This is a genomic window from Kitasatospora sp. NBC_01246 (assembly GCF_036226505.1).
GTDB lineage: Bacteria > Actinomycetota > Actinomycetes > Streptomycetales > Streptomycetaceae > Kitasatospora.
Genome location: NZ_CP108484.1, coordinates 5,475,601 through 5,498,682, shown reverse-complemented (window position 1 = coordinate 5,498,682; position 23,082 = coordinate 5,475,601). Strand labels below are relative to the sequence as shown.

The 23,082-nt window shown below is 73.5% G+C and carries 18 protein-coding genes and 1 tRNA gene; 5 read left to right on the top strand and 14 right to left on the bottom strand.

All coding sequences use genetic code 11. The annotated features are described in order from the left end of the window. Positions 1-70: 70 nt before the first annotated feature. On the bottom strand, positions 71-490 hold the full coding sequence (locus tag OG618_RS23970) for a response regulator (RefSeq protein ID WP_329492246.1): 420 nt from the start codon (positions 488-490) through the stop codon (positions 71-73). A gap of 198 nt (positions 491-688) precedes the next feature. Between OG618_RS23970 and OG618_RS23965 the strand changes: the two genes are divergently transcribed. Next, positions 689-760, top strand: a tRNA-Arg gene (locus OG618_RS23965). Between the two features lie 145 nt (positions 761-905). Here OG618_RS23965 and OG618_RS23960 read toward each other — a convergent pair. From OG618_RS23960 to OG618_RS23940, 5 genes are all read right to left on the bottom strand, one after another. Next, the gene (locus OG618_RS23960; protein WP_329489599.1) at positions 906-1,751 is read right to left on the bottom strand and encodes an LppX_LprAFG lipoprotein; all 846 of its coding nucleotides are present in this window, start codon (positions 1,749-1,751) and stop codon (positions 906-908) included. An 86-nt stretch (positions 1,752-1,837) separates the two neighbouring features. Beyond that, entirely contained in the window at positions 1,838-2,839 is a 1,002-nt protein-coding gene (locus tag OG618_RS23955; RefSeq protein WP_329489598.1) for a trypsin-like serine peptidase, read from the bottom strand. Between the two features lie 274 nt (positions 2,840-3,113). Beyond that, entirely contained in the window at positions 3,114-4,679 is a 1,566-nt protein-coding gene (locus tag OG618_RS23950) for an MFS transporter (protein ID WP_442906952.1), read from the bottom strand. A 228-nt stretch (positions 4,680-4,907) separates the two neighbouring features. Beyond that, entirely contained in the window at positions 4,908-6,611 is a 1,704-nt protein-coding gene (locus tag OG618_RS23945; protein WP_329489596.1) for a DUF885 domain-containing protein, read from the bottom strand. A 64-nt stretch (positions 6,612-6,675) separates the two neighbouring features. Next, entirely contained in the window at positions 6,676-7,365 is a 690-nt protein-coding gene (locus OG618_RS23940) for a rhomboid-like protein (RefSeq protein ID WP_329489595.1), read from the bottom strand. Positions 7,366-7,623: 258 nt separating this feature from the next. Here OG618_RS23940 and OG618_RS23935 point away from each other — a divergent pair, with 258 nt between their 5' ends. Further along, positions 7,624-8,358, top strand: a complete 735-nt coding sequence (locus OG618_RS23935) for a TetR/AcrR family transcriptional regulator (protein WP_329489594.1) — start codon at positions 7,624-7,626, stop codon at positions 8,356-8,358. Between the two features lie 99 nt (positions 8,359-8,457). Here OG618_RS23935 and OG618_RS23930 read toward each other — a convergent pair whose 3' ends face one another. The 8 genes from OG618_RS23930 to OG618_RS23895 all read right to left on the bottom strand — a co-directional run bounded on the left by OG618_RS23930 (position 8,458) and on the right by OG618_RS23895 (position 16,555). Next, entirely contained in the window at positions 8,458-9,309 is an 852-nt protein-coding gene (locus tag OG618_RS23930; protein ID WP_329489593.1) for a fumarylacetoacetate hydrolase family protein, read from the bottom strand. A 354-nt stretch (positions 9,310-9,663) separates the two neighbouring features. After that, complete coding sequence (locus OG618_RS23925) at positions 9,664-10,899, bottom strand: serine/threonine-protein kinase (protein WP_329489592.1); 1,236 nt, start codon at positions 10,897-10,899, stop codon at positions 9,664-9,666. Positions 10,900-10,992: 93 nt separating this feature from the next. After that, positions 10,993-11,982: an ABC transporter substrate-binding protein gene (locus OG618_RS23920; protein WP_329489591.1), complete on the bottom strand. Its 990-nt coding sequence runs from the start codon at positions 11,980-11,982 to the stop codon at positions 10,993-10,995. Positions 11,983-12,054: 72 nt separating this feature from the next. Next, positions 12,055-12,807 carry an amino acid ABC transporter ATP-binding protein gene (locus OG618_RS23915; RefSeq protein WP_329492245.1) on the bottom strand — a complete coding sequence of 251 codons (753 nt, stop codon included), beginning with the start codon at positions 12,805-12,807 and terminating at the stop codon, positions 12,055-12,057. Positions 12,808-12,827: 20 nt separating this feature from the next. After that, positions 12,828-13,844, bottom strand: coding sequence for an amino acid ABC transporter permease (locus tag OG618_RS23910; RefSeq protein WP_329489589.1), 1,017 nt, complete (start codon positions 13,842-13,844; stop codon positions 12,828-12,830). Between the two features lie 40 nt (positions 13,845-13,884). Beyond that, positions 13,885-14,835, bottom strand: a complete 951-nt coding sequence (locus OG618_RS23905) for an ABC transporter substrate-binding protein (protein WP_329489588.1) — start codon at positions 14,833-14,835, stop codon at positions 13,885-13,887. Continuing rightward, positions 14,832-15,392, bottom strand: coding sequence for a GNAT family N-acetyltransferase (locus OG618_RS23900; protein WP_329489587.1), 561 nt, complete (start codon positions 15,390-15,392; stop codon positions 14,832-14,834). The genes OG618_RS23905 and OG618_RS23900 overlap by 4 nt, the downstream gene beginning before the upstream one ends. Beyond that, positions 15,389-16,555 (bottom strand): LLM class flavin-dependent oxidoreductase, encoded by a 1,167-nt coding sequence (locus OG618_RS23895; RefSeq protein ID WP_329489586.1) that lies wholly within the window; start codon positions 16,553-16,555, stop codon positions 15,389-15,391. The genes OG618_RS23900 and OG618_RS23895 overlap by 4 nt, the downstream gene beginning before the upstream one ends. A 747-nt stretch (positions 16,556-17,302) precedes the next feature. Between OG618_RS23895 and OG618_RS23890 the strand changes: the two genes are divergently transcribed. From OG618_RS23890 to OG618_RS23880, 3 genes are all read left to right on the top strand, one after another. Beyond that, entirely contained in the window at positions 17,303-18,343 is a 1,041-nt protein-coding gene (locus OG618_RS23890) for an amino acid ABC transporter permease (protein ID WP_329489585.1), read from the top strand. Beyond that, positions 18,340-20,370 carry an FAD/NAD(P)-binding protein gene (locus tag OG618_RS23885; protein WP_329489584.1) on the top strand — a complete coding sequence of 677 codons (2,031 nt, stop codon included), beginning with the start codon at positions 18,340-18,342 and terminating at the stop codon, positions 20,368-20,370. Before OG618_RS23890 ends, OG618_RS23885 begins: the two co-directional genes overlap by 4 nt. Before the next feature lie 418 nt (positions 20,371-20,788). Further along, positions 20,789-23,074 carry an FdhF/YdeP family oxidoreductase gene (locus tag OG618_RS23880; protein WP_329489583.1) on the top strand — a complete coding sequence of 762 codons (2,286 nt, stop codon included), beginning with the start codon at positions 20,789-20,791 and terminating at the stop codon, positions 23,072-23,074. The last annotated feature ends 8 nt before the right edge of the window (positions 23,075-23,082 follow it).

The window sequence follows — 23,082 nt, the reverse complement described above, 5'->3', positions numbered from 1 at the left end:
GCCAAGCGTAGGCGAGACGGGGTACCCGCTCGCCACCCGGTTTGCCGGTTGAGACGCCCGCGCGCCGTGCTCAGCCGCGATCCGTGCGCTCTGTTCGCTCAGGGCGAAACCCGTCCGGCCTCGCCGTCCGCGCCATCAGCCGCCACACCAGCGCCACCAGATCGGCGGGGTCGAAGGGCTTGCCCAGGTAGCCGTCCACCCCGACCGCCTCCCCGAGGTCGAGGTCGGCCGGCGTGCAGGCGCTGACGATCGCGATCGGCAGCCCACTGGTCACCGGCGCCGCCCGCAGCCGGGCCGCCGTCCGCAGGCCGTCCAGCCGCGGCATCACGACGTCCAGCGTCACCACGTCCGGCCGGACCCGGCGGACCACCTCCAGGCACTCGGCGCCGTCGGCGGCGGTCACCACCTCGAAGCCTTCCAGCTCCAGGTTGACCCTGATCAGCTGACGGATCACCTCGCTGTCGTCCACCACGAGGACCCGCCCGGACACTCCCGACACCTCACCGAGGGTATCGGCGCGCCCGCCGCCCCGTCCGGCCTTTCCGGACTTCCGCTCCCCCTCCGGCCCCCCTCCGGCCCCGCTCCGCTCCCCGCCGCCGGGCCGGTGGTGGAAACCCGTGCACGGACCACGCCCCGGGCCTGGTAATGTTCTCCACGTCGAAGCGAACGCGACGACAACACCAAGCAGGCCCCCGTAGCTCAGGGGATAGAGCACCGCCCTCCGGAGGCGGGTGCGCAGGTTCGAATCCTGCCGGGGGCACTTCGCGAGAAGTGCAACAGAGGCCCAGATCAGTGGAGTTCATCCACGGATCTGGGCCTTCGTCATGTCGGCGGCGGGGCGGGCGGCATGACCGGGGCCGCCGCCCGGGAAGGACGGCGGCCCCGGCGCTCCGGGCGGCTCGCCGTCAGCCGGCCACCGGGGCGGCGAAGGTCTCGGCCGGGCCGAAGTCGGAGAAGGTGACCTTGTTGACCGCCTTCACGCCCTTCATCTCGACCTGCTGCTCGGCGTAGCGGGTGCGGCCCGCGCGGTCGATCCACTGGTCGAAGTCGAAGCCGGTGGTGCCCTTCGCCTTCAGCGACTTGTACGTCCGCGGGTCGACGGTGCTCAGCTGTTCGGTGCTGATGTGGCCGGTGAGGTGGTAGACGGCGACGCCGTCACGCGTCTCCATGCCCTTGCGCGCACCGGGGCCGGCGGCCAGCAGCAGCTTGGCGTAGTCGGTGTAGTCGACGACCGCGTTGTCGGTGGAGCGCGGCATCTTGGCCCACTCGTCACCCGGCGTGGACAGGTCGCGCAGGTAGCTGGCGTCGGCCGTCGTCAGGCTCTCGATCCAGAGGATCGGCTCGGCGACACCGGGCGCGGTGGTGCGCATCTCCATCCGGCCGGTCCAGACGCCGTTGAGGTTGCTGCGGCCCTTCATGGTCGACAGCGCCACCCCGCCACTCTCGGTGATCATGACCACCGAGACCGCGTAGGGCGACTTGTCGGCCGCGGCCAGGGCCTGCTCGGGGTCGAAGGCACCCTCGGCGGCCGGGCTCGCGGACCCGGTGGCGGCCGAATTCGCGGGCGCCGGGGCGGTGGTGGCCGGCGAGGAGGCGGTGGCCGTCGGGGAGGCCGTCGGGGAAGCGGAGGCCGCGGCGGAGGTCGGGGCCGGCTGGGCGGCCGACCCGGTGTCGTCGTTGCACCCCGCCACGGTGGCGAGGGCCAGGGCCGTCGCCGCGATCGTCAGGGCGGTGGTGCGGGAGGTGGTCACGGTTGGGGCTCTCCGGGTGTGTCGGTTTCGTCGACGGAGAGTGTTTCATGTGAAGAACGCCGTTCGAACCGCTGTCCGGGCCGGGCTCAGGATGCCGCGTCCACCGCCTCCTCGTAGAGGGCCGCCACGGTGTGGTCGAAGGCGGCGCTGTAGGAGGTGTCGGGGCTGTCGCCGCCCTCCTGGTAGCCGCCGATGACGCCGACCACATGGCCGGTGGTGGTGCTGATCCACGGGCCGCCGCTGGTGCCGCCGGAGTAGCCGGGGCAGTCGACGACGCGCTGGTAGGTGCTCTGGCGGCCGGTGGTGTTGCCGCACAGGAGCGGCGCCTCGGTGCCGCTCGGGTACCCGTAGAGACGGACGGTGACGCCGAAGGGCTCGTCGGTGCCGAGCTGGTTGGCGCCGACCACGTCCTCGATCCGGCGGCCGCCGTCGGACGCGGTCTCCAGGACGGCGAAGTCCTCGTCCTGGTCGCCGTCCCGCGACCAGCCGGTGGTGGTGTGGATCGCGGTGACCCGCCAGGTGCCGTAGGGGGCGGCGCCGTCGCGGTAGCCGGGGACGAAGGTGACGCCGGCGGCGCTGTCGAGGCAGTGGGCGGCGGTGATCAGCAGGTTCTTCGTGGTGCTGTGCAGCACGCTGGCGGTGCAGAAGTGGTCGCCCGCCGTGACCTTGCCGCTGAACAGGGCTCCCACGGTGGCGGATTCGGGCGTGGCCGGGGCCACCGCGGTGGTGCCGAGCGGGCCCGGGACGGTGACGGCGGCGGTGGCCGGGTCGGTGGGCGCCTCGGCGGCGGCCTGGTCGGTGGTGGCCTCGCCGGCGGCCCCGTCCGTGGGCGCCCCGGTGGCGGCCGGGGCCGCCGCGTGCGCCGCCGCGTCCGGCGCCGGGGCAGAGGACGAGGGCGCGGGCGCGGGCGCGGGGGACGACGTGGCGGCCGCCGGGGCGGTCACCGTCGGGCTGCCCGCCGCCGTCACCTCCGAGGTCACGCTGTGCGCGCCCGTGACGACGGCCGCCACGGTGAGCACCGAGAGCAGGGTGAGGAGGGTGGGGGCCAGAAGTCGGCGTCGGGGCTGAAGGCGACGGTGCTGGCCCATGCCTGGTCCTCCTGACCTGGATGTCGGTGCGAGTACCGTCCGACTATGGCCCAGGGAGCTGGGAGGGCTGTGATGTCCGGCTGGGAGCCGGATGAGAAATCCTCCGCCCGGCGGCCCGGGGGCGGTCGGTCCCGAGGCGTCACCCCGGGGTCCGGCGCCCCCCGGCACGGCGACGCCTCCCCGCTCCCGGGGTGGCCGGGAGCGGGGAGGCGCCGGAGGTCGACTGCGGGACCTCGGGGCATGTTTCAGTCGGCGCGGGTACCGGGGCCGCGGCTCATCGGGCGCGCTGCCGGTGGCTCGGCGCCGCCGCCCCCGCGGTGGCCGCCGCGCCGGCCTGCGCGCCCGCCCCGGACACGGTCTCCCCGGTGGCCTCGCCGGGTGCCGGGCGGTGGTTGATCATCAGGAAGGCGATCAGCGCCGCCGCCAGCAGGATGCCCATCGCCACCCAGGTCGCGATCACGTACCCGTGCACCGCGCCCTGGGCCTGGACCTGGGGATTGCCGGCGATCCGGGTGGCCAGGTACGTCGCGGTGGCACTGGCCGCGATCGTGTTCAGCAGCGCCGTACCGACGGAACCGCCCACCTGCTGGGCCGAGTTGATGGTGGCCGACGCGGCGCCGGCCTCGTTCGGGGCGACGCCCAGGGTGGCCAGGCTCATCGCCGGCATGAACACCAGGCCCATCCCGAAGCCGAGCAGCAGCTCGGCGGGGAGCACCATGCCGGCCCATGGACTGTCCACCTTCATCTGGGTCAGCCAGGCCATCGCGGCCGCGGCCAGCAGCAGCCCGGGCCCGATCAGGTTGCGCGAGGGCACCCTGGTCATCAGCCGGGCCGCGAACCCGGTCGAACTGATCACGATGGCGGCCGTCATCGGCAGGAAGGAGACGCCGGACATCACCGGCGAGAAGTGCTTGATCACCTGGAGGTAGTAGGTGAGGAACAGGAACAGGCCGAACATGCCGACCATCGCCAGGCCGATCGAGAGCGCGGCGCCGCCGCGGTTGCGCTCGCCCACGATGTGCAGCGGCAGCAGCGCGTGCTCGGTGCGCCGCTCCACCAGCACGAAGACCACCAGCAGGAGCGCGCCGAGCGCCAGCGAGCCCAGCACCAGCCAGTCCACCCAGCCCCGGCTGACCGCCTCCGACGTGCCGAAGACGATGGCGAGCAGGCCGCCGCAGCCCAGGAACGCGCCGGGCAGGTCGAGTTTGACCCGGCGGCCCTTGGCGACGTGGTCCGAGGTGAGGATCGAGAAGGCGGCGAAGGCCGTCGCGATGGCGATCGGGGTGTTCACGAACAGGCACCAGCGCCAGTTCAGGTACTCGGTCAGCAGGCCGCCCAGGAGCAGGCCGATCGCGGCGCCGCCGCCGGCGATGGCACCGAAGATGCCGAACGCCGTACTGCGTTCCCGTGGATCGCTGAAGGTGGTGGAGAGCAGGCCCAGGGCGGACGGGGCGAGGAGTGCGCCGAAGGCGCCCTGGAGGGCGCGGGCCGCGAACAGCATCGCCGACCCGGACGCGGCGCCGCCGATCGCGGAGGCGAGGGCGAAGCCGAGCAGGCCGATGATGAAGACGCGTTTGCGGCCGAAGAGGTCGCCGAGCCGGCCGCCGAGGAGCAGCAGGCCACCGAAGGCCAGCGTGTAGGCGGTGATCACCCACTGCCGGTTGGCGTCGGATATCCCGAGGTCCTTCTGGGCCGAGGGCAGGGCGATGTTCACGATGGTGATGTCGAGGACGATCATCAGCTGGGCGATGGCGATGACCGCCAATGCCCACCAGCGACGACTGTCCGCCGCCTTATGACCGGTGGCAGGTTGAGCAGACACTGGGGGAGCCTTCCGCAGGGGTTCGGAGAGGTCACGCAGTCGCCTTCCAGCCAAACGCTCCGCGCGGCGAATGGCAAGGAAAAAGCTCACCAAATCGGACGAATGGGACTAATTGACCACTGGCCCGGGACCACGGGACCAGGCCCGCCCCGGCCGGAGGCGGCGAAGAGCCCCCGGGTGCCCCTGCACCCGGGGGCCGTGCCGTCGGCCGCCCGGGCCGGGGCACCCGCCGTCGCCGGCACCGCACTACAGCGCGGCCAGCTCCGCCACCAGGTCGTCCAGCCCCAGCGAGCCCTGCGAGAGCGCCGCCATGTGCCAGGCCTTGAGGTCGAACTCCTCGCCGCGCGCCTCGTGCGCCGCCCGGGCCGCCGCCCGGCCGCGCTGCCAGGCCCGCTCGCCGAGCTTGTAGCCGATCGCCTGGCCGGGCATGCCGAGGTAGCGGACCAGCTCGCTGTCCAGGACCTCCGGCGCCAGCCCGCAGTACCGGCCGAAGAACTCCCGGGCGGCGTCCGGCAGGACGGCCTCGCCCGGGCGGAACGGGGAGTCCGCGGGGAAGTCCAGCCCGACGTGCATGCCGATGTCGACGATCACCCGCAGCGCGCGCATCATCTGGGCGTTGAGGTAGCCGAGCCGGTGGCCAGGGTCGGTGAGGTAGCCCAGCTCGTCCATCAGGCGCTCGGCGTACAGCGCCCAGCCCTCCATGTTGGCGCTCACCCCGCCGATGCTGACCTGGTAGGTGGAGAGCCGGTCGGCGACGTAGTTCCACTGCGCGAGCTGGAGGTGGTGGCCGGGAACGCCCTCGTGGTACCAGGTGGAGACGAGGTCCCAGACCGGGAAGCGCTCCCGGCCGATGGTCGGCAGCCAGGTCCGCCCCGGGCGGGTGAAGTCCAGCGACGGCGAGGTGTAGTACGGCGCGGCCGCGCTGCCCGCCGGGGCGATCATCGACTCGACCCGGGTGACCGGCTCGGCCAGGTCGAAGTGGGTGCCCTGGAGGTCGCGGATCGCCCCGTCCATCAGCCCCTGGAGGTACTCACGCGTCGCTTCGGCGCCCTGGACGGCGGGGCCGTCGCTCTCCAGCCACCGCATCGCCTCCATCGGGGTGGAGCCGGGGAGCACCTTCTCGGCCTCCGCCTCCATCTGGGCGAGCAGGCCGTGGAACTCCTGCCAGGCCCAGCCGTACGCCTCGTCCAGGTCGAGGTCGGCGCCGGTCCAGTAGCGCACCCACCGGCCGTAGCGCTCGCGCCCGATGGTGTCGGAGGTGCCGGCGGCGGCCGGGCCGTAGACGTCGCGCAGCCAGTCGCGCAGCGCGGCCACCGCGGCGGCAGCGGCGGCGGCGGGCCCGGCCAGCTCGGCGCGCAGCCCCTCTGGCGCCTGCCGGACGAAGACGCCGAACCAGCCGGCCTCGTCCCCCTCCAGCCAGTCGCCGAGCTGCTCGACCACGGTGCTCACCTGACGGGGGCCGGAGAGCAGACCGCGCTCGATGCCCGCGGCGAGGGTGGCCCGGTACTGCTCCAGCGTGAGGGGCACCCGGGCCAGCCGGCGCCCGATCACCGCCCACTGCTGCTCGGTGTCGGCGGGCATCAGGGTGAAGACGTCCCGCACGTTGTGGACCGGTGAGGCCAGGTTGCGAACCGCGCGGAAGCCCTCCCCCGCGTCGTGGACGGCGAGCGAGGCGGTGAGCCGCTCGCGCAGCAGCCGGGCGCAGCGGCGCTCGGCCTCGTCCTCGGCAGCTCCGGCCCGCTCCGCGTCCGCGAGCCGGGCGAGCGTGCGGCGGCCGAGTTCGGCGAGCGCCTCGTCACCGGCCGGGGAGAGGTCGGGGAGCCGGTCGTCGTCGAGGTTGAGCCCGAGGTACACCGCGGTCAGCGGGTCGAGCTCGGCCAGGGCCTGCACGTAGTCGTCGGCAATACGGCGCGGGGTGGTGCCGTCGGAGCTGATCAGTTCTTCAACCATCCGGACATCATTTCGCGGCCCGGGCCGATTGCAAGCCCCTACCCTGTGGCATGGACCGGCCATTTCAGACCTCCGCCCGGCGCTCCCGCCTGCGCCGGAGCAGCAGTCCCGGGTCCCACCTGGACCGGCCGCGGGCGAACCGGAAGAAGCAGAGGCCGATCAGCACCGCGCAGAAGTGTCCGAGGTCCGTGAAGGTGTGCGAACCGACCAGCGGCACCAGGTAGAAGGCCAGCACGCCGCCCCCGTACAGCAGTCGCCAGCGGCCGGCGAAGCGGTACGTCAGCACGGCGACCACACCGGCCAGCGCGTACGAGACCCCGACGTCCACCGTGCCGGCCAGGCTCTCCCCCAGCCGGCCGCGCATGATGCCCCGGGCGACCACCCCCTCGCTGACGAGGGTGGCCAGCACGTGGGCGGTGGCGGCCACCGTGAACCAGCGCGGCGTGCCCAGCCAGCGCTCCGCGTTGGCGTGGAAGAGGGTGAACAGCACGAAGTAGAGGAGGAAGCTCGACTGCTCGGTCCAGAGCGCGCTGGCCACCAGGACGTGCACCGGGTCCGAGCGGAGGTTCTCCAGGTTGGTCGAGCGGGCGGCCAGGAACCAGTCCAGCCGCGCCGGGTCCATCCGCGCCACCACGAAGCTCGTGGCCGCCAGGAGCAGCAGCCACAGGTACGTCCCGGGCGCCGACCGGACCCACCCGAGGACCGCGCCCGGCACCCGGCGCACGGCCGCCGTCCACTGCACTGCCCGCGCCATCCGGCGGCCCTCCTCGAAGCGACGGCGACGATCCGTCCCCATGGTCGGCGCCCGGCCCGCCCTGCGGCGGGCCGACCCGCCGGGGCGGGCGGTCGCGGAGCGGCGGCGGGTCACGAACGGGCCGGGGCAGGTCGGGGCGGCGGGGCCGGGGCGGCGGGGTGGCTGGGGCGGCCGGGGCGCCCGCGCGGCAAACATCCGTTCGGAATGATCGGTGCAGGCAAGGATCCGATCGGACCGGCGACCATTACGCTGACCGCCATGGAAGCCAGCTCAGCGCCCGTCCCACCGTCCTCCGAGGCCCGGCCGCGGCGCAGCGGGTACCGGCGGCTGACGGTGCAGCAGCGACGGGACCAGCTGATCGCGGTCGCCCTGGAGCTCTTCGCCTCGCGGCCGCCGGACGAGGTGAGCCTGGACGACGTGGCGGAGGCCGCCGGGGCCTCCCGGCCGCTGGTGTACCGCTACTTCGCGGGCGGCAAGCAGCAGTTGTACGAGGCCGCGCTGCGCACCGCCGCGGAGGAGCTGACCAGCCGGTTCACGGTGCCGCTGACCGGCAGCCCGACCGAGCAGCTGGCCGCCGTGCTGGAGAGCTACTTCGCCTTCGTGGCCGAGCACGACGCCGGGTACTCGGCCCTGCTGCGCGGCGGCTCGGTGGTGGAGACGCAGCGCACCTCCGCGATGGTGGACGACGTCCGGCGGGCGGCGCTCAAGCGGACCCTGCGCCACCTCGGGGTCCGGGAGGCCGGGCCGCGGCTGACCCTGCTGGTGCGCTCGTGGATCGCGGTGGTCGAGGGCACCTCGCTGACCTGGCTGGACGAGGGCCGCGCGCTGCCGGTGGACGAGTTGCGGGAGTGGCTGGTGGACCAGTTCGTGGCGATGGCCGCGGCGACGGCGCTGCACGATCCGCAGACGGCGCAGGTGCTGACCGCGCTGCTGGCGCTGGAGGGCCCGGACGCACCACGGACCGCCCGGCTGCGGGCCGCGCTCGGCGGCTGAGGCGCGGGGCGCGGCGGTTCTTCGCGGGCGGGTCCGGCTCGCTCTCGCGGCCCGACCCGCGACCCCCGTGCCCGGGGTCGGGGTCGGGCCGCCCGGACGTCAGGCCTTGCCGAGCACCTGACGCTGGCGGCCCAGCCCGTCGATCTCGATCTCCACGACGTCCCCGGCGGTCAGGAACGGCGTGCCCGGGTGGCCCAGGGTGACGCCGGCCGGAGTGCCGGTGACGATCACGTCCCCCGGCTCCAGCACCATGAACTGGCTGACGTACCGGACGATCTCCAGCACCGGGAAGATCATCTCGGCGGTGGAGCCGTCCTGCCGCAGCCCGCCGTTGACCCAGAGGCGCAGCCGCAGCCGCTGCGGGTCGGCGACCTCGTCCGCGGTGACCAGCCAGGGGCCGAGCGGCGTGAAGGTCTCCGCCGACTTGCCCTTGTCCCACTGGCCGCCGCGCTCCAGCTGGAAGGCCCGCTCGGTGACGTCGTTGGCGATCGTGTAGCCCGCGATCGCCTCCGCCGCCTCCCGGTGGCCGGCCAGGTACCGGGCGGTGCGGCCGATCACGATCGCCAGTTCGGCCTCGTAGTCGGTCTTCTCGCCGCCCCGGGGCACCAGCACCTCGTCGTACGGGCCGACCACGGTGTTGCTCGGCTTGAGGAAGATCACCGGCTCGTCCGGGATCGCCGCGCCGGCCTCGGCGGCGTGGTCCCGGTAGTTGAGCCCGATCCCGACCACCTTGCCCGGCCGGGTGACCGGAGCGCCGACCCGCTGCCCGGCGATGTCGGCCACCGGCAGCAGGCCGGCGGCCGCGTCGCGGGCCAGCGCGGCCGGGTCGAGCCCGGCCAGGAAGGCGCCGTCGATGTCCCGGGCGCGCCCGGAGAGGTCGTACGCGGTGCCGTCGTGGCCCAGCGCGATCGGACGCTCGGCGCCCGGTGGTCCGACACGGAGGAGCTTCATCTGAGCGTCACCACCACTTTCGTCTCAGCTCGCCGGTACGGCCGCACACACCGCACCGAACTCTTGTTGCGAGGTATATCAACGGCTGCCGCCTGCGAACCAGACAGTCCAGCTCGGCGAATTCCTATCAATTCCCACAACCCGGAGCAGCACCGAATCAGGTGCCCGTACGGTTGACAGCCCCCGGCCCGGGCGACGGCCACCGGGCGGACCGGGCGGCGCGGGGCTCCACCACGGGGCTCCACCACGGGGCTCCGGCACAGGGCTCCACCGTGGGCGGACGGGCCTCCGCCCGGGGTGAACGCGCGGGTGGGCGGCCCGGCGCCGGTCGGTCGTCGGCCGCCGCCCGGGGCGTCAGCCGCTCTGCGCGGGGCCGCCGAGGAGCTGGTCCAGGGGTTGTGCCCGGGCCGGGCCGGGGCCGGCCTCGTCGCGCTCCCGCTCCCAGCGGTCGAGGTCGCGCAGGACGTCGGCGTGCGCCCTCGGCTCGCCGGACAGGGCCGGGGCCAGCTCGCGCAGCAGCGCGGCGGCGGCGCCCGGGCTGCCGGCGCGGGCCAGCCATAGGGCGAGGTCGTGACAGGTGCGCAGGGTGCGGAGGTCGGCCGGGCCGAAGCTGCGGGCGAACCGCGGGATCAGCTCGGTCAGCATCCGGACGGCCTCCTCGGGCCGGCCCTCCACGCCGTACTCCCAGGCCCGGTCGGCCCGCTGCCGCAGCGCCTCGGGCGGCTCGGGCGGCGGGGCCGGGGTGCTCCGGCCGACCGGGGTGCTCTGCCCGACCGGGATCTCGCGCAGCAGGCGGCGCACCTCGGCGGCGTCGGCGGGCCGGTCGGCCGGGTCCTTGGCGAGCAGCCGGCGGATCAGGGCGGCGAGCGCCGGGTAGGGGGTGCGCACCGGCGGCGGCGGGTCGTTGAGGTGCTGGTACATCATGGTGACCGGCGATCCGGCGTTGAACGGGCGCTGTCCGGTGCAGAGTTGGAAGAGCACCACGCCGAGCGCGTAGAGGTCGGCCCGGCCGTCGATGGCGCCGCCGGCCCAGCACTCGGGAGCCAGGTATGGCGGGGTGCCGATGACCACACCGGTCGACGTGAGCCCGGTGCCCGACTGGGTGAGCAGCCGGGCGATGCCGAAGTCCAGCACCTTGGCCTCGCCGCTCTCGGCGATCATGATGTTCTCCGGCTTGATGTCCCGGTGCACCACGCCCGAACGGTGGGCGGCGTCCAGTGCCTTGCAGACCTGCCGGGCCCACTTCAGCGCGAGCGCCGGGTCGGGCGTGCCCTCCTTGAGCACCGCGGACAGCGGGCGGCCGCGGACCAGCTCCATCACCAGGTAGTGGGTGGACCAGGCGCCCTGCTGGACCCGGCCGTAGTCGTGCAACGTGACGATGTGCGGATTGGACAGGCTGCCGGCGGTCTTGGCCTCGCGGACGAACCGCGCGACCGCCTCCTCGTCGCTCGCCTTCTCCTCGGAGAGGACCTTGACCGCGACCGACCGCCCGATGTTGTTGTCGTGGGCCGCCCAGACCACCCCGAAGCCGCCCCGGCCGAGCGTCCGGTCCAGCCGGTAGCGGCCGTCCAGAACCTCCCCAGCCCTCATGTCTCCCCCAACCCCCGGGTGCACCGGATACGAACAGCGTCCACCGTGACCGGGGCCACCATAGCGTCGGGGGAGGACATGGGGGTGAACGGGCTACGGCTTGGGCTTGGGCAGGCCGGGCGGGTTGATCTCGGAGGTCTGGACGGCCTCGCCGTCGAGCCCCCAGCGCTTCAGCGCCTGGCCGTAGGTGCCGTTCTTGATGATCTCGTTGATCGCCCCGTTCAGTGCCTGGACCAGCCCGTTGTCCTTCTTGGTGGTCGCCGCGATCTTCCCCAGGACGTCCGCGCCGCCGCCGGAGTAGGTGCCGACCACCTCGGTCTCACCGGTCTGCACGGCGTGGAAGGCCGAGCTCGGGTTGGGGCCGACGTAGGCGTCGATCCGGCCGGAGGAGAGCGCCAGGTAGTAGTCGGAGGAGCTCTGGAAGTACTTGATGTCGGCCGGCTTGAGGCCGTTCTTCACGTTCTCCTCGTTCCAGGAGATCAGCAGCTTCTCCTGGTTGGTGCCGGAGGAGACGGCGATCGTCTTGCCGGCCACGTCCTTGGGGCCGGCGACCTTCCAGCCGGTGCCCTTCTTGGCCTCGAAGCCGAGGATGTCCAGCCGGTAGGTGGCGAAGTCGTACTTCTCCTTGCGGGCCTCGGTGACGGTGATGTTGGTCATGCCGACGTCGAACTTGCCGCTGTCCAGGCCCACGAAGACGTTCTCCCAGGAGACCGGGTTGAACTCGACCTTCAGGCCGAGGACGTCACCGACCAGCGAGGCGAGGTCGGGCTCGACCCCGATGATGGTCTTGTCGTCGTTCGCGTAGAAGTCCAGCGGCGGCGTGGTACCAAGCGAGTTGGCGACCGTCAGCGTCCCTCTCTTTCTGACCTCCTCCGGAACCAGCGCCGCGATGGCGTCCACCTTCGCCGTCGTGATGCGGTTCTGATTTGGGGTCAGGTTCACCGTGGTGCCGTTGGGCGCGGTACTGCCCTTCGCGGGGGCGAGCTCCGCGGCGGCGTCCGTGGAGCTGCCGCAGGCGGCGAGGGTGAGGGTGGCGGCGAGCGCGGCGGCGGCGGTCACGAGGGCGCGACGGGGTAGGGACATGGCGGAACTCCTGATGGCTGGAAGAGGGTCGGGGAGCGGGAGGGGGTCGGCGAAGGGGATCGGCGAGGGGGGTCAGAGGACCTTGGCGAGGAAGGCGCGGGTGCGCTCGTGCTGCGGATCGTCCAGGACGGCCTTCGGCGGGCCCTGCTCGACCACCACCCCGCCGTCCATGAAGACCACGGTGTCGGCGACCTCGCGGGCGAAGCCGATCTCGTGGGTCACCACGATCATGGTGGTGCCGGACCGGGCGAGGTCCTTGATGACGTCCAGCACCTCGCCCACCAGCTCCGGGTCGAGCGCCGAGGTCGGCTCGTCGAAGAGCAGCACCTTCGGCTCCAGCGCCAGCGCCCGGGCGATCGCCACCCGTTGCTGCTGGCCGCCGGAGAGCTGGCGCGGATAGGCGTCCGCCTTGTCGGCGAGGCCGACCCGTTCCAGCAGCGCCAGCGCGGCCGCCCGGGCCTCGGCCTTGGGCCGGCGCAGCGCGCTGACCGGGGCCTCGATGATGTTCTCCACCACCGTGAGGTGCGGGAACAGGTTGAAGTTCTGGAACACGAAGCCGATGTTGGTGCGCTGGCGCAGGACGTCGCGCTCCCTGAGCTCGTGCAGCCGGTCGCCGGAGCGGCGGTAGCCGATCAGCTCGCCGTCGATCGCGACGAAGCCGCGGTCCAGCTTCTCCAGGTGGTTGATCGAGCGCAGCAGCGTCGACTTGCCGGAGCCGGAGGGGCCGAGCACCACCGTCACCGATCCGGCCGGCACGTCGAGGTCGACGCCGCGCAGCACGGCGAGCGGGCCGAAGCTCTTGTGCAGGCCCCTGACCTGCACCATGGGTTCCACGACGGGGGTGGTCACGAGCGTCCTCCGGTAGCGGTCTCGACGGGGGTGCGGTCGGCCCGCAGGCCCTGGACGAAGGCCCGGGCCCGCTGCAGCGGGGTGGGCGGCGGGGTGCGTTCGGCGCCCCGGGCGAAGTAGCGCTCGACGTAGTACTGGCCGAGCGACAGCACCGTGGTCAGCAGCACGTACCAGACGGTGGCCACCATCAGCAGCGGCACCACCCGGCCGGTGCGGCCGTAGACGACCTGCACCTGGTAGAAGAGCTCTCCGATGGCCATCACGTAGACCACCGAGGTGCCCTTGAACAGCGAGATCACCTCGTTGGCGGCGGCCGGCAGGATGCCGCGCATGGCCTGCGGCAGCACGATCCGCCAGGCCTGGCGCCAGCGCGGCACGCCCAGCGCGGCGGCGGCCTCGCGCTGCCCGCCGTCGACCGCGATGATGCCGCCGCGGATGATCTCCGCGGCGAACGCCGCCTGGTGCAGGCCCAGCCCCAGCACGGCGGCGCCGAGCGCGCCCAGCACCCCCATCGTCTCGAACTCGGCGAAGGTCGGGCCGAACGGGATCCCGATGCCGAACCGCTTGTAGAGGTAGGAGAGGTTGAACCAGAAGACCAGTTGCACGATCAGCGGGATGGAGCGGAACGCCCAGACGTAGGCCCAGGCGATGGACTGCAGGATCGCGCTGCGCGACAGCCGCATCGCCGCCACCACCGCACCCAGCAGGAAGCCCAGCAGCGTTCCGTAGAAGGTGAGTTCGATGGTGCGGCCGACGGCGCGCAGGATGGTGTCGGCGGAGAAGTAGACCCGGAAGGTCGCCCAGTCCCAGCCGGGGTTGGTGGCCAGCCCGTGGGCGAACTGGAGCAGGACGACGACGGCGGCGAGGCCGGCCGCCCAGCGCCACGGGTGGCGGGCCCGGACGGTCCGCAGACCGGCCAGCTCGCCGAGGTCGACGCGCCCGGCCGGGGCGGCCGACACCTTGGCGGCGGTTCTTCCGGCCGGCGGACCGGCCTCGGTGGTGGTGATGCTCATGGGGGGATTCCTCCAACAGGCCCGGGGCCCGGACAGGGGGTCACACGTGCTCGGGCGGGCTGATCTGGGATTCCTTGATCGCCGAATCGACGACTCCCCACTTCTTGACGATCTTGTCGTACGTCCCGTCCTTGATCAGCTGGTTGACCGCCGCCTGGAAGGCCGGGGCGAGCGGGGAGCCCTTCTTGAACGCGAAGCCGACGTCCAGCCGGTGGAACTCGCCGAGGAACTTCGTCCCCGACGCCTCCTGGGACGCCTGGTAGCGCAGGCCGTTGATGGTCGACATCACGACGTCGATCCGCCCCTGCTGGAGGCCGGTCAGCGTGGCGCCGTTGTCGCTGAACGCCTTCACCTCGAAGGGCTTCTTGCCCGCGTCGGTGCAGACGTTCTTCTTGGCGTTCAGCGTGGTCTCGAAGGTGGTGCCGGCCCCGGTGCCGATGACCAGCCCGCAGAGCTGCGCGAGGTCGGTGACCGGCTGGACGCTGGTGTTGTCCTTCTTGACCGCGAAGCCCTGGCCGTCGTCGATGTAGGTGACGAAGTCGATGGTCTTCAACCGGACGGCGGTGACCCCGAAGTTGCCGGTGCCGACGTCGTACTTGCCGCTGCCCAGCGCGGGCAGGATGGTCTCGAAGGCGGCCTCCTCGCGCTCCACGGTCAGGCCGAGCACCTTGGCCACCGCGTCGGTGAAGTCGATGTCCACCCCGGCCGCCTTCTTGGTGGCCTGGTCGGCGTAGAAGGCGGCGGGCGGCGAGGCGATCGCCGAGCCGAACTTCACCGTCCCCGCCTTGCGGACGTCCTCGGGCAGCAGGGCGGCCGCCGCGTCCGACTTCGCGACGCCGGAGACGAGGTCCTGCGCGGCGGCGTCGACCGCCGCCTGGCCGGCGCCCGGCTGGGCGGCGGTCTTCGGGTCCGAACCGCACGCGGCCAGGGCCAGGACCGGCAGCAGGGCGGTGGCCGCGAGCAGGCGGCGGCGGACGGTGGTGGTTCTCACGGGAGTTGGGCGCCTTTCGGGGTCGGTGCGTGATGGGGTCGCGCGGGGGCCTCGGCCCGCTCGCTGTCGGTGCGGGCCGGCAGGGACTTCTCGAACGCCAGCGGGCCGATCTCCAGCGGATCGGCGTCGACGTCGAACAGCGGGGTGTAGCCGGTCGCCAGGTAGAGCCCCCTGGCCTCGGGCTGGCGCGGGCCGGTGGTGAGGAAGATCCGGGTGTAGCCGACCGCCCGCGCGGCCCGCTCCAGCTCGGCCAGCACCCGGCTGGCCAGCCCCCGGCGGCGGTGCGCGGAATGCGTCCACATCCGCTTCACCTCGGCGGTCCGTTCGTCGTACCGCTTGTACGCACCGCCGGCCACCGGCTCGCCGTCCTCCAGCAGGAGCAGCAGTACGCCGGCCGGCTCCGCGAAGGCGTCCTTCGGGTACCGGCTCATCTCCTCCCGGGCATCCGGCCCGTAGCGGGTGACGTACTCGTGGGTGAGCTCCCGCAGCAGCGGCTCGACCAGGGGATCGTCGATCGTCACCCGGCGGACCTCGGTCGCCAGGCTGGTGCCGCTCACGCCTGGACCGCGATCAGCTGGTGGCGGTCGCGCTCGGCCCGGGCCTCCCGCTCGGCCGCCTCGGCCGCCTTCGCGGCGTCCCGCCGGGCGACCTCCTCGCGCACCAGCGGGATGACGTACCGGCCGAAGTCGATCGCGTCGTCGAGCAGCGCGTAGCCGCGCGCGGAGAGGATGTCCACGCCGAGGTCGTAGTAGTCGAGCAGCGCCTGCGCGACCGTCTCCGGCGTGCCGACCAGGGCGTTGGAGTTGCCGGCCCCGCCGGTGGCGGCCGCGGTCGGGGTCCAGAGCGCGCGGTCGTAGCGCTCGCCGGCCGCGGCGATCTCCAGCAGCCGCTGCGACCCGGTGTTCTCCGGGGTCCGGGCCGCGGCCGCACCGCGCCGGACCAGCTCGCCGGACTCCTTGCGGGCCCGGATCGCGTCCACCGTCCGGTACGCCTTCTCCCAGGCCAGTTCCTCGGTCGGCGCGATGATCGGCCGGAAGGCGACCTGGATGCGCGGCACGTCCGTCCGGCCGGCGGCCCGCGCGGCCTCCTTGACCCGCTCGATCTGCTCGGCGGTCCGGGCCAGCGGTTCGCCCCAGAGGCAGTAGATGTCCGCCTCCGCCCCGCCGGCCGCGTAGGCGGCCTCCGAGGAGCCGCCGAAGGAGACGCCCGGGCGCGGGGCCTGGACGGGGAAGACGTCCGAGACGAAGTCGTTGAAGCGGTAGTACTCGCCCTCGTGGTCGAAGGCCTCCGTGCTGGTCCACGCCTTCTTGACGATTCCGATGTACTCACGGGTGCGGGCGTAGCGCTGGTCCTTGGTCAGGAAGTCGCCCTCGCGCTGCTGCTCGTGGTCGTTGCCGCCGGTGATGAAGTGGACGGTGAGCCGCCCGTCGCTGATCCGGTCCAGGGTGGCGAAGGTCTTCGCCGCGTAGGTCGGGTAGGAGACGTTCGGCCGGTGGGCCAGCAGGATCTGGAGCCGGTCGAGCCGGGCCGCGAGGAACGCCGCGGCCGCCGCCGGGTCGGGGGCGCCGGCGCCGTAGGCGAACAGCACGCGGTCCCAGCCGTTGTCCTCGTGGGCCCGGGCCAGCCGCAGGGTGTAGTCGCGGTCGAAGGCCGCCGTGGAGCGGGGGGTGGTCTCCGAACCATCACCGGTGGCGGCGATGCCGAGGAATTCGACGGGCATGGTGACTGACCTTTCGGGTCGTACGGAATCCGGCGGCTGCGGGTGGGCAGACCGGAACAGGCCGTGGCAGAGCCAGGCTTGGAGCACGGAGCGGGGAGCGAGAAGGCCGAGCGGGGAGCGCGGAGCGAAGAGGGCCGAGCGGGGAGGGCGGAGCGGAGCACGCGGATCGACGGGCACGGGCACGTGACGGTGACGACGTCGGCGAAGACGTCGACGTCGGCGGAAGGGCGACGGAGAACTGCCGGAGTGCAGTGGGGTACGGAAGGCTGAAGGCGGCAGCGTGCGCCTGAAACGGCCGTCCGTACGGGACTGGACGGCCTACCCGGCCCGCGACGGGGCACCGAGGGAGAGGTCTCCGCGAGGAGGGCCTCCGAGGGAGGAGGCTCCTAGGAGGACAGGGCCGGCTGGACGGCCCGCTGCCGGGTCAGCCGCGACACGCCGCGGACCACACCCGACCGAAGTCGATGTGGTCGCGGGTGACCAGGAGCTGCTCGGCGTACATGAGCACAAGTTGAGCAGTGAAGGATGCACGGCGTCAACCACCGTCCATTACCGCTCTGTTGCGATCACTTGTCGCCGTGTGCCCCGGCGGCACCACCCTTGACAGCCCTCGTTCGCGCATGCGTACGATCAATGCGGAGAGCAGTGCGGAGCCGGTCGCGTTGAGGGACGCGAGCCGGCCCGACGGCCGTACGTGACCACCCCCGTACCTCCCGCCTGCCCGCAGCTTCCGCCTGGAGCCTCCTCATGGCCACCCCGCAGGACGTCCTTCCCGCGCCCTCCCTCACCGAGAACCCCGTGCCGGACCCGGGGCCGCCCGCCGGCGCCGTCGTCGACCCCTCGGCCCGGCTCGTCGCCCGCCGCCGGCCCGGCCAGTGGGTCTCCGCCGCCGTCGCGCTGCTGCTGTTCGCGATGGCCCTCAGTTCGGTGATCCGCAACAAGGCCTTCCAATGGGACGTCGTCGCCGACTGGTTCACCGCCACCTCGGTCCTGAACGGCCTCACCCTGACCCTGTGGCTGACCGCCGTCACGCTCGGCCTCGGCTTCGTCCTCGGCACGGTGCTCGCCACCATGCGGCTCTCCGGCAACCCGGTGCTGCGCACGCTGAGCTGGACGTACATCTGGATCTTCCGCTCCACCCCGGCGCTGGTGCAGCTGCTGCTCTTCTTCAACATCGGCGCGCTCTACCCGACGCTCGGCCTGGGCATCCCGTTCGGCCCGGAGTTCGTCACCGTCCGGACCGTCAACCTGTTCGGCCCCACCCTCACCGCCGTGGTCGGCCTGACCCTGCTGGAGGCCGCCTACGCCGCCGAGGTGGTGCGCGGCGGGATCCTCTCGGTCGACCGCGGCCAGCTGGAGGCCGCCTCGGCGCTCGGGCTGGGCCGGTGGCGGGTGCTGCGCCGGATCATCGTCCCGCAGGCGATGCGCTCGATCGTCCCCACCGCCGGGAACATGCTGATCAGCGCGCTCAAGGGCACCAGCATCATCAGCGTGCTGGCCGTCTCCGACCTGCTCTACTCGGTGCAGCTGGTCTACCTGCAGTCCTACCAGGTCATCCCGATGCTGATGGTCGCCACCATCTGGTACATCGTGATCACCACCGTGCTGTCCGTCGGCCAGTACTACGTCGAGCGGCACTACGCCAAGGGCGCCACCCGCGACGGCCTGCCGCCCACCCCGCTGCAGAAGGCCCGCGCGGCCTGGCGCCGGCTGCGCGCTGCCGCCGACGCCCCGGCCGGGGCCGACGCCGCGACCGGCGCCAAGACCGCAGCCGGGGGGACGCGTTGACCACCCTGGTGATCGTCGGCGCCGGCCCGCGCGGTACCGGGCTGCTGGAGCGGATCGCCGCCAACGCGGCCGAACTCCTGCCCTCCGAGCGCCCGCTGGAGATCCACCTGGTCGACCCGCACCCGCCCGGCGCGGGCCGGATCTGGCGCTACGACCAGTCCCCGCTGCTCCGGATGAACTCGATGGCCGAGGACGTCACGATGTTCACCGACGAGCGGTCCACCATCGACGGACCGGTCCGCCCCGGGCCCTCGCTGGCCGAATGGGCCGCCCGGCAGACGGAGTTCGCGCCCTACCGGGAGGTCGAGGACCCGGCGGTCCGGGCCGAGCTGGGCACCCTGGCGCCCACCGACTTCCCCACCCGCCGGGCCCAGAGCGCCTACCTGGACTGGGTGTTCCGCCGCGCCGTCGCCGACCTCCCGCCGCACATCACCGTCACCGTGCACCGGGACACCGTCCGCCGGGTCGAGGGCCCGGTGGACGGCCCGCAGCTGGTCCACCTCGGGGACCGGGTGCTCACCGCCGACCACGTCACCCTGACCCTCGGCCACCTCGACTCCGCGCCGCACCCCCGGTACGCCGCGGACGCCGGGTTCGCCGCCCGGCACGGCCGCTTCCACCTGCCGCCCGCCTTCTCCGCCGACGCCGACCTGAGCGGCATCGGCGCCGGCGAGCACGTCGTCCTGCGCGGCTTCGGGCTCGCCTTCGTCGACCTGGTCGCCCTGCTCACCGAAGGCCGGGGCGGCCGCTTCGAGGAGACGCCGGACGGCCCGGTCTACCGGCCCTCCGGCCGCGAGCCGGTGATCCACGTCGGCTCCCGGCGCGGTGTTCCCTACCACTCCAAGACCGGCTACCGGCTCCAGGGGCCGCCCGCCCCGCTCCCCCGCTACTTCGACGCGGCCGCCGTGGACGCCGTTCTCGCGCGCCCCGGGCCGCTCGAACTGCGCCGCGACTTCTGGCCGTTGATGGCGAAGGACATCGGCTTCGGGCACTACCACGAACTGTTCCACGCCCACCCCGAACGCACCGCGCTCCCCTGGGCCGAGTTCCTCGCCGGCTACGACGCCCACGACTGGTACGCGCCCGAGCTCGCCCGGCTGATCGCCCGGGCCGTCCCCGACGAGGCCGACCGGCTGGACTTCGAACGGCTCGACTTCCCGCTGGCCGGTCTCGAACTCGGCTCCGCCGAGGAGCTCCAGCGCCATCTGCGCGGCTACATCGCCGAGGACGCCGACCGCCGCGCCGACCCGGCCCACAGCGCCGACCTCGGCGCCTTCCTCGCCCTGCTCTCGCTCTTCGGCCAACTGCCCCGCGTGCTGGCCTCCGGCCGGCTCACCGCCCGCTCGGTCGGCGAGGAGGTCGACGAGTGGTTCTTCGGCTACTTCAGCTACCTCGCCTCCGGCCCGCCCGGCTTCCGGCTGCGCCAGCTGCTCGCGCTCTCCGAGGCGGGCGTGGTCCGCTTCCTGGGCGCGGGCGTCCGGGTCGACCGGGACGAGGCGACCGGCACCTGGCGGGCGTCCGGTAGCACCGTGCCCGGGCACCGCGTCGAGGCCACCGCGCTGATCGAGGCGTACCTGCCCAAGCACGCGCTGGCCCGCACCCGGGACCCGGTCCTGCGGGACCTGCACCGCGCCGGGCGGATCGTGGAGGAGGTGGTCAGCGACGAGGAGCACACCCACCGCTCCGGGCTGCTCACCATCCGGCCCGGGGACAGCCGGGTCCTGGACCCGGCCCTGGACGGCGGGCCGCACCCGCGGCGCACCGCCCTCGGCCCGCACACCAGTCTGCGCGCGGCGGCCGCCTTCGCCCGGCCGCGCACCGACTCCCCGGGCTTTCGCCAGAACGACGCCGCCGCCCGGGCCATCCTGCGGGCCCTGGCGGCCCTCCCGGCGGCGGGTGGGCGGCCCACCGGGCGGCCCACCGCGCCGCTCGCGGCCCGCGTGGTCGGCCCGGGGCCCCGCCCGGCCGGCTCGGGGCCCGAACAGCTCCTCGACCAGGTCCTCGGCGGTGACGTGGTCCGGAGCTGACACGACGGTCCAGCTCCCGCTCGGCGTGATGCCGGTCCCGCGCTCCAGCGCGGTCAGGCAGGCACCGGCCTCCTGGCCCGAGGCGACGTCCCGGGGCCGGGAGGGCGCCGGATCGGCACCACGGCCCCGGCCGGGGCGCTCCTGGCCCGGAGGGCCTCCCGGGGCCGCGGCGCGCGGGCGGGCCCCGGCGCGCGGACAGCGCCGGCCGCTGCTGGTCGGGACAGGTCGTGCCGGGCCCGCGCGGTGGCCGGTCACCCGCGCCCCCGCCTCTCGAAGCGGCCGCACCCCATCCACGCACCGTGCGGGGTCGGCCGGGACCGTTACCGGGATGGCCCGGACGACTCGAACGGGTGGAAGGATGGACGGCGGGCCACGCGACGGAGCGGCGGCCGGACGAGCACAGCCGAGGAGCGCAGTCATGGCCAAACCGGCCCCGCAGAGCGATCCCGCGCAGGACGCCCCCGTGGTGTCCGCGCCCCAGCACGCCGCGGCCGGACTGCCGGCGGTCGGCCACAGCCTCCGGATGGCCACCGAGCAGATGGGCGCCCGGCGCACCCTCGCCACCCTGCGCAAGGTCAACCAGCCGGACGGCTTCGACTGCCCCGGCTGCGCCTGGCCCGAGCCCGGGAAGACGCACACCGCCGAGTTCTGCGAGAACGGCGCGAAGGCCGTCGCCGAGGAGGCCACCGAGCGCCGGATCCGCGCCGAGTTCTTCGCCGCCCACCCGGTGGCCGAGCTGGCCGAACGCTCCGGCTACTGGCTCGGCCAGCAGGGCCGCCTCACCCAGCCGATGCTGCTGGACGAGGGCGCCACCCACTACACGCCGATCGCCTGGGACGACGCCTTCGCGCTGATCGCCGAGGAGCTGCGCGCCCTGGACACCCCGGACGGCGCGGCCTTCTACACCTCCGGCCGGACCAGCAACGAGGCCGCCTTCGCCTACCAGCTGTTCGCCCGCCGGCTGGGCACCAACAACCTGCCGGACTGCTCCAACATGTGCCACGAGTCCTCCGGCTCGGCGCTCACCGAGACGCTCGGCGTCGGCAAGGGCAGCGTCAGCCTCAAGGACCTCTACCAGGCCGACCTGATCATCGTGGCGGGCCAGAACCCGGGTACCAACCACCCGCGGATGCTCTCCGCCCTGGAGCGGGCCAAGCGCGCGGGTGCCACCGTCGTCAGCGTCAACCCGCTGCCCGAGGCCGGCCTCGAACGGTTCAAGAACCCGCAGAACGCCCGCGGCCTGGCCGGCCACGGCACCAAGCTGACCGACCTCTTCCTGCAGATCCGGCTCGGCGGCGACCTCGCCCTGTTCCGCGCGCTCAACCGGCTCGTCCTCGACGCGGACGGCGGCGTCGACGAGGAGTTCGTCGCGCGGCACTGCCACGGCTTCGAGGAGTTCGCCGCCGAGGCCCGGCAGACCCGGCGCGAGGAGGTGCTCGCCGCCACCGGCCTGCCGTGGGAGCAGATCGAGGAGCTGGGCCGCCTGGTGCTCTCCTCCCGGAAGATCATCGTCTGCTGGGCGATGGGCCTCACCCAGCACAAGCACGCCGTGCCGACCATCCGCGAGGTGGTCAACTTCCTGCTGCTGCGCGGCAACGTCGGCCGCCCGGGCGCCGGGGTCTGCCCGGTGCGCGGACACAGCAACGTCCAGGGCGACCGGACGATGGGCATCTTCGAGCGGCCCTCGGCGGCCTTCCTGGACGCGCTGGGCGGCGAGTTCGGCTTCGAGCCGCCGCGGGCGCACGGCTACGACTCGGTGGACACCATCCGCGCGATGCGCGACGGCCGGGTGAAGGTGTTCTTCGCGATGGGCGGCAACTTCGTCGCCGCCACCCCGGACACCGAGGTCACCGAGGCGGCGATGCGCCGCTGCCGGCTCACCGTGCACGTCTCCACCAAGCTCAACCGCTCGCACGTGGTGACCGGGGCCCGGGCGCTGATCCTGCCCACCCTCGGCCGCACCGACCGGGACGTCACCGCCAGTGGCGCGCAGTTCGTCAGCGTCGAGGACTCGATGGGCCAGGTGCACTCCTCGCGCGGCGGCCTGCGCCCGCCGGCGCCGGGGCTGCTCTCCGAGGTGGCGATCGTCTGCCGGCTGGCCCGCGCGGCGCTCGGCCCCGGGGACGACGTCCCGTGGGAGGACTTCGCCGACGACTACGACACCCTGCGGGACCGGATCGCCCGGGTGGTGCCGGGCTTCGACGGCTTCAACGACAAGGTCCGCCGGCCCGGCGGGTTCACCCTGCCGCACGGGCCGCGCGACTCCCGGACCTTCCCGACCGCGACCGGGCTGGCCAACTTCACGGTCAACCCGCTCACCGCGCCCGAGGTCCCGCCGGGCCGGCTGCTGCTGCAGACGCTCCGTTCGCACGACCAGTACAACACCACGATCTACGGCCTGGACGACCGCTACCGCGGCATCACCGGCGGCCGCCGGGTCGTGCTGGTCAACCCCGTCGACGCCGCCGAGCTGGGCCTGACCGAGGGCGGGTACGTCGATCTGGTCGGCGAGTGGAAGGACGGCGTGGAGCGGCGCGCCCCGCACTTCAAGGTGGTGCACTACCCGGTGGCCCGCGGCGGCGCGGCGGCGTACTACCCGGAGACCAACGTGCTGGTGCCGCTGGACTCCACCGCGGACATCAGCAACACCCCGACCTCCAAGGCCGTGCTGATCCGCTTCGAGCCGGACAGCGGCGCGAGCTGAACCGGCCG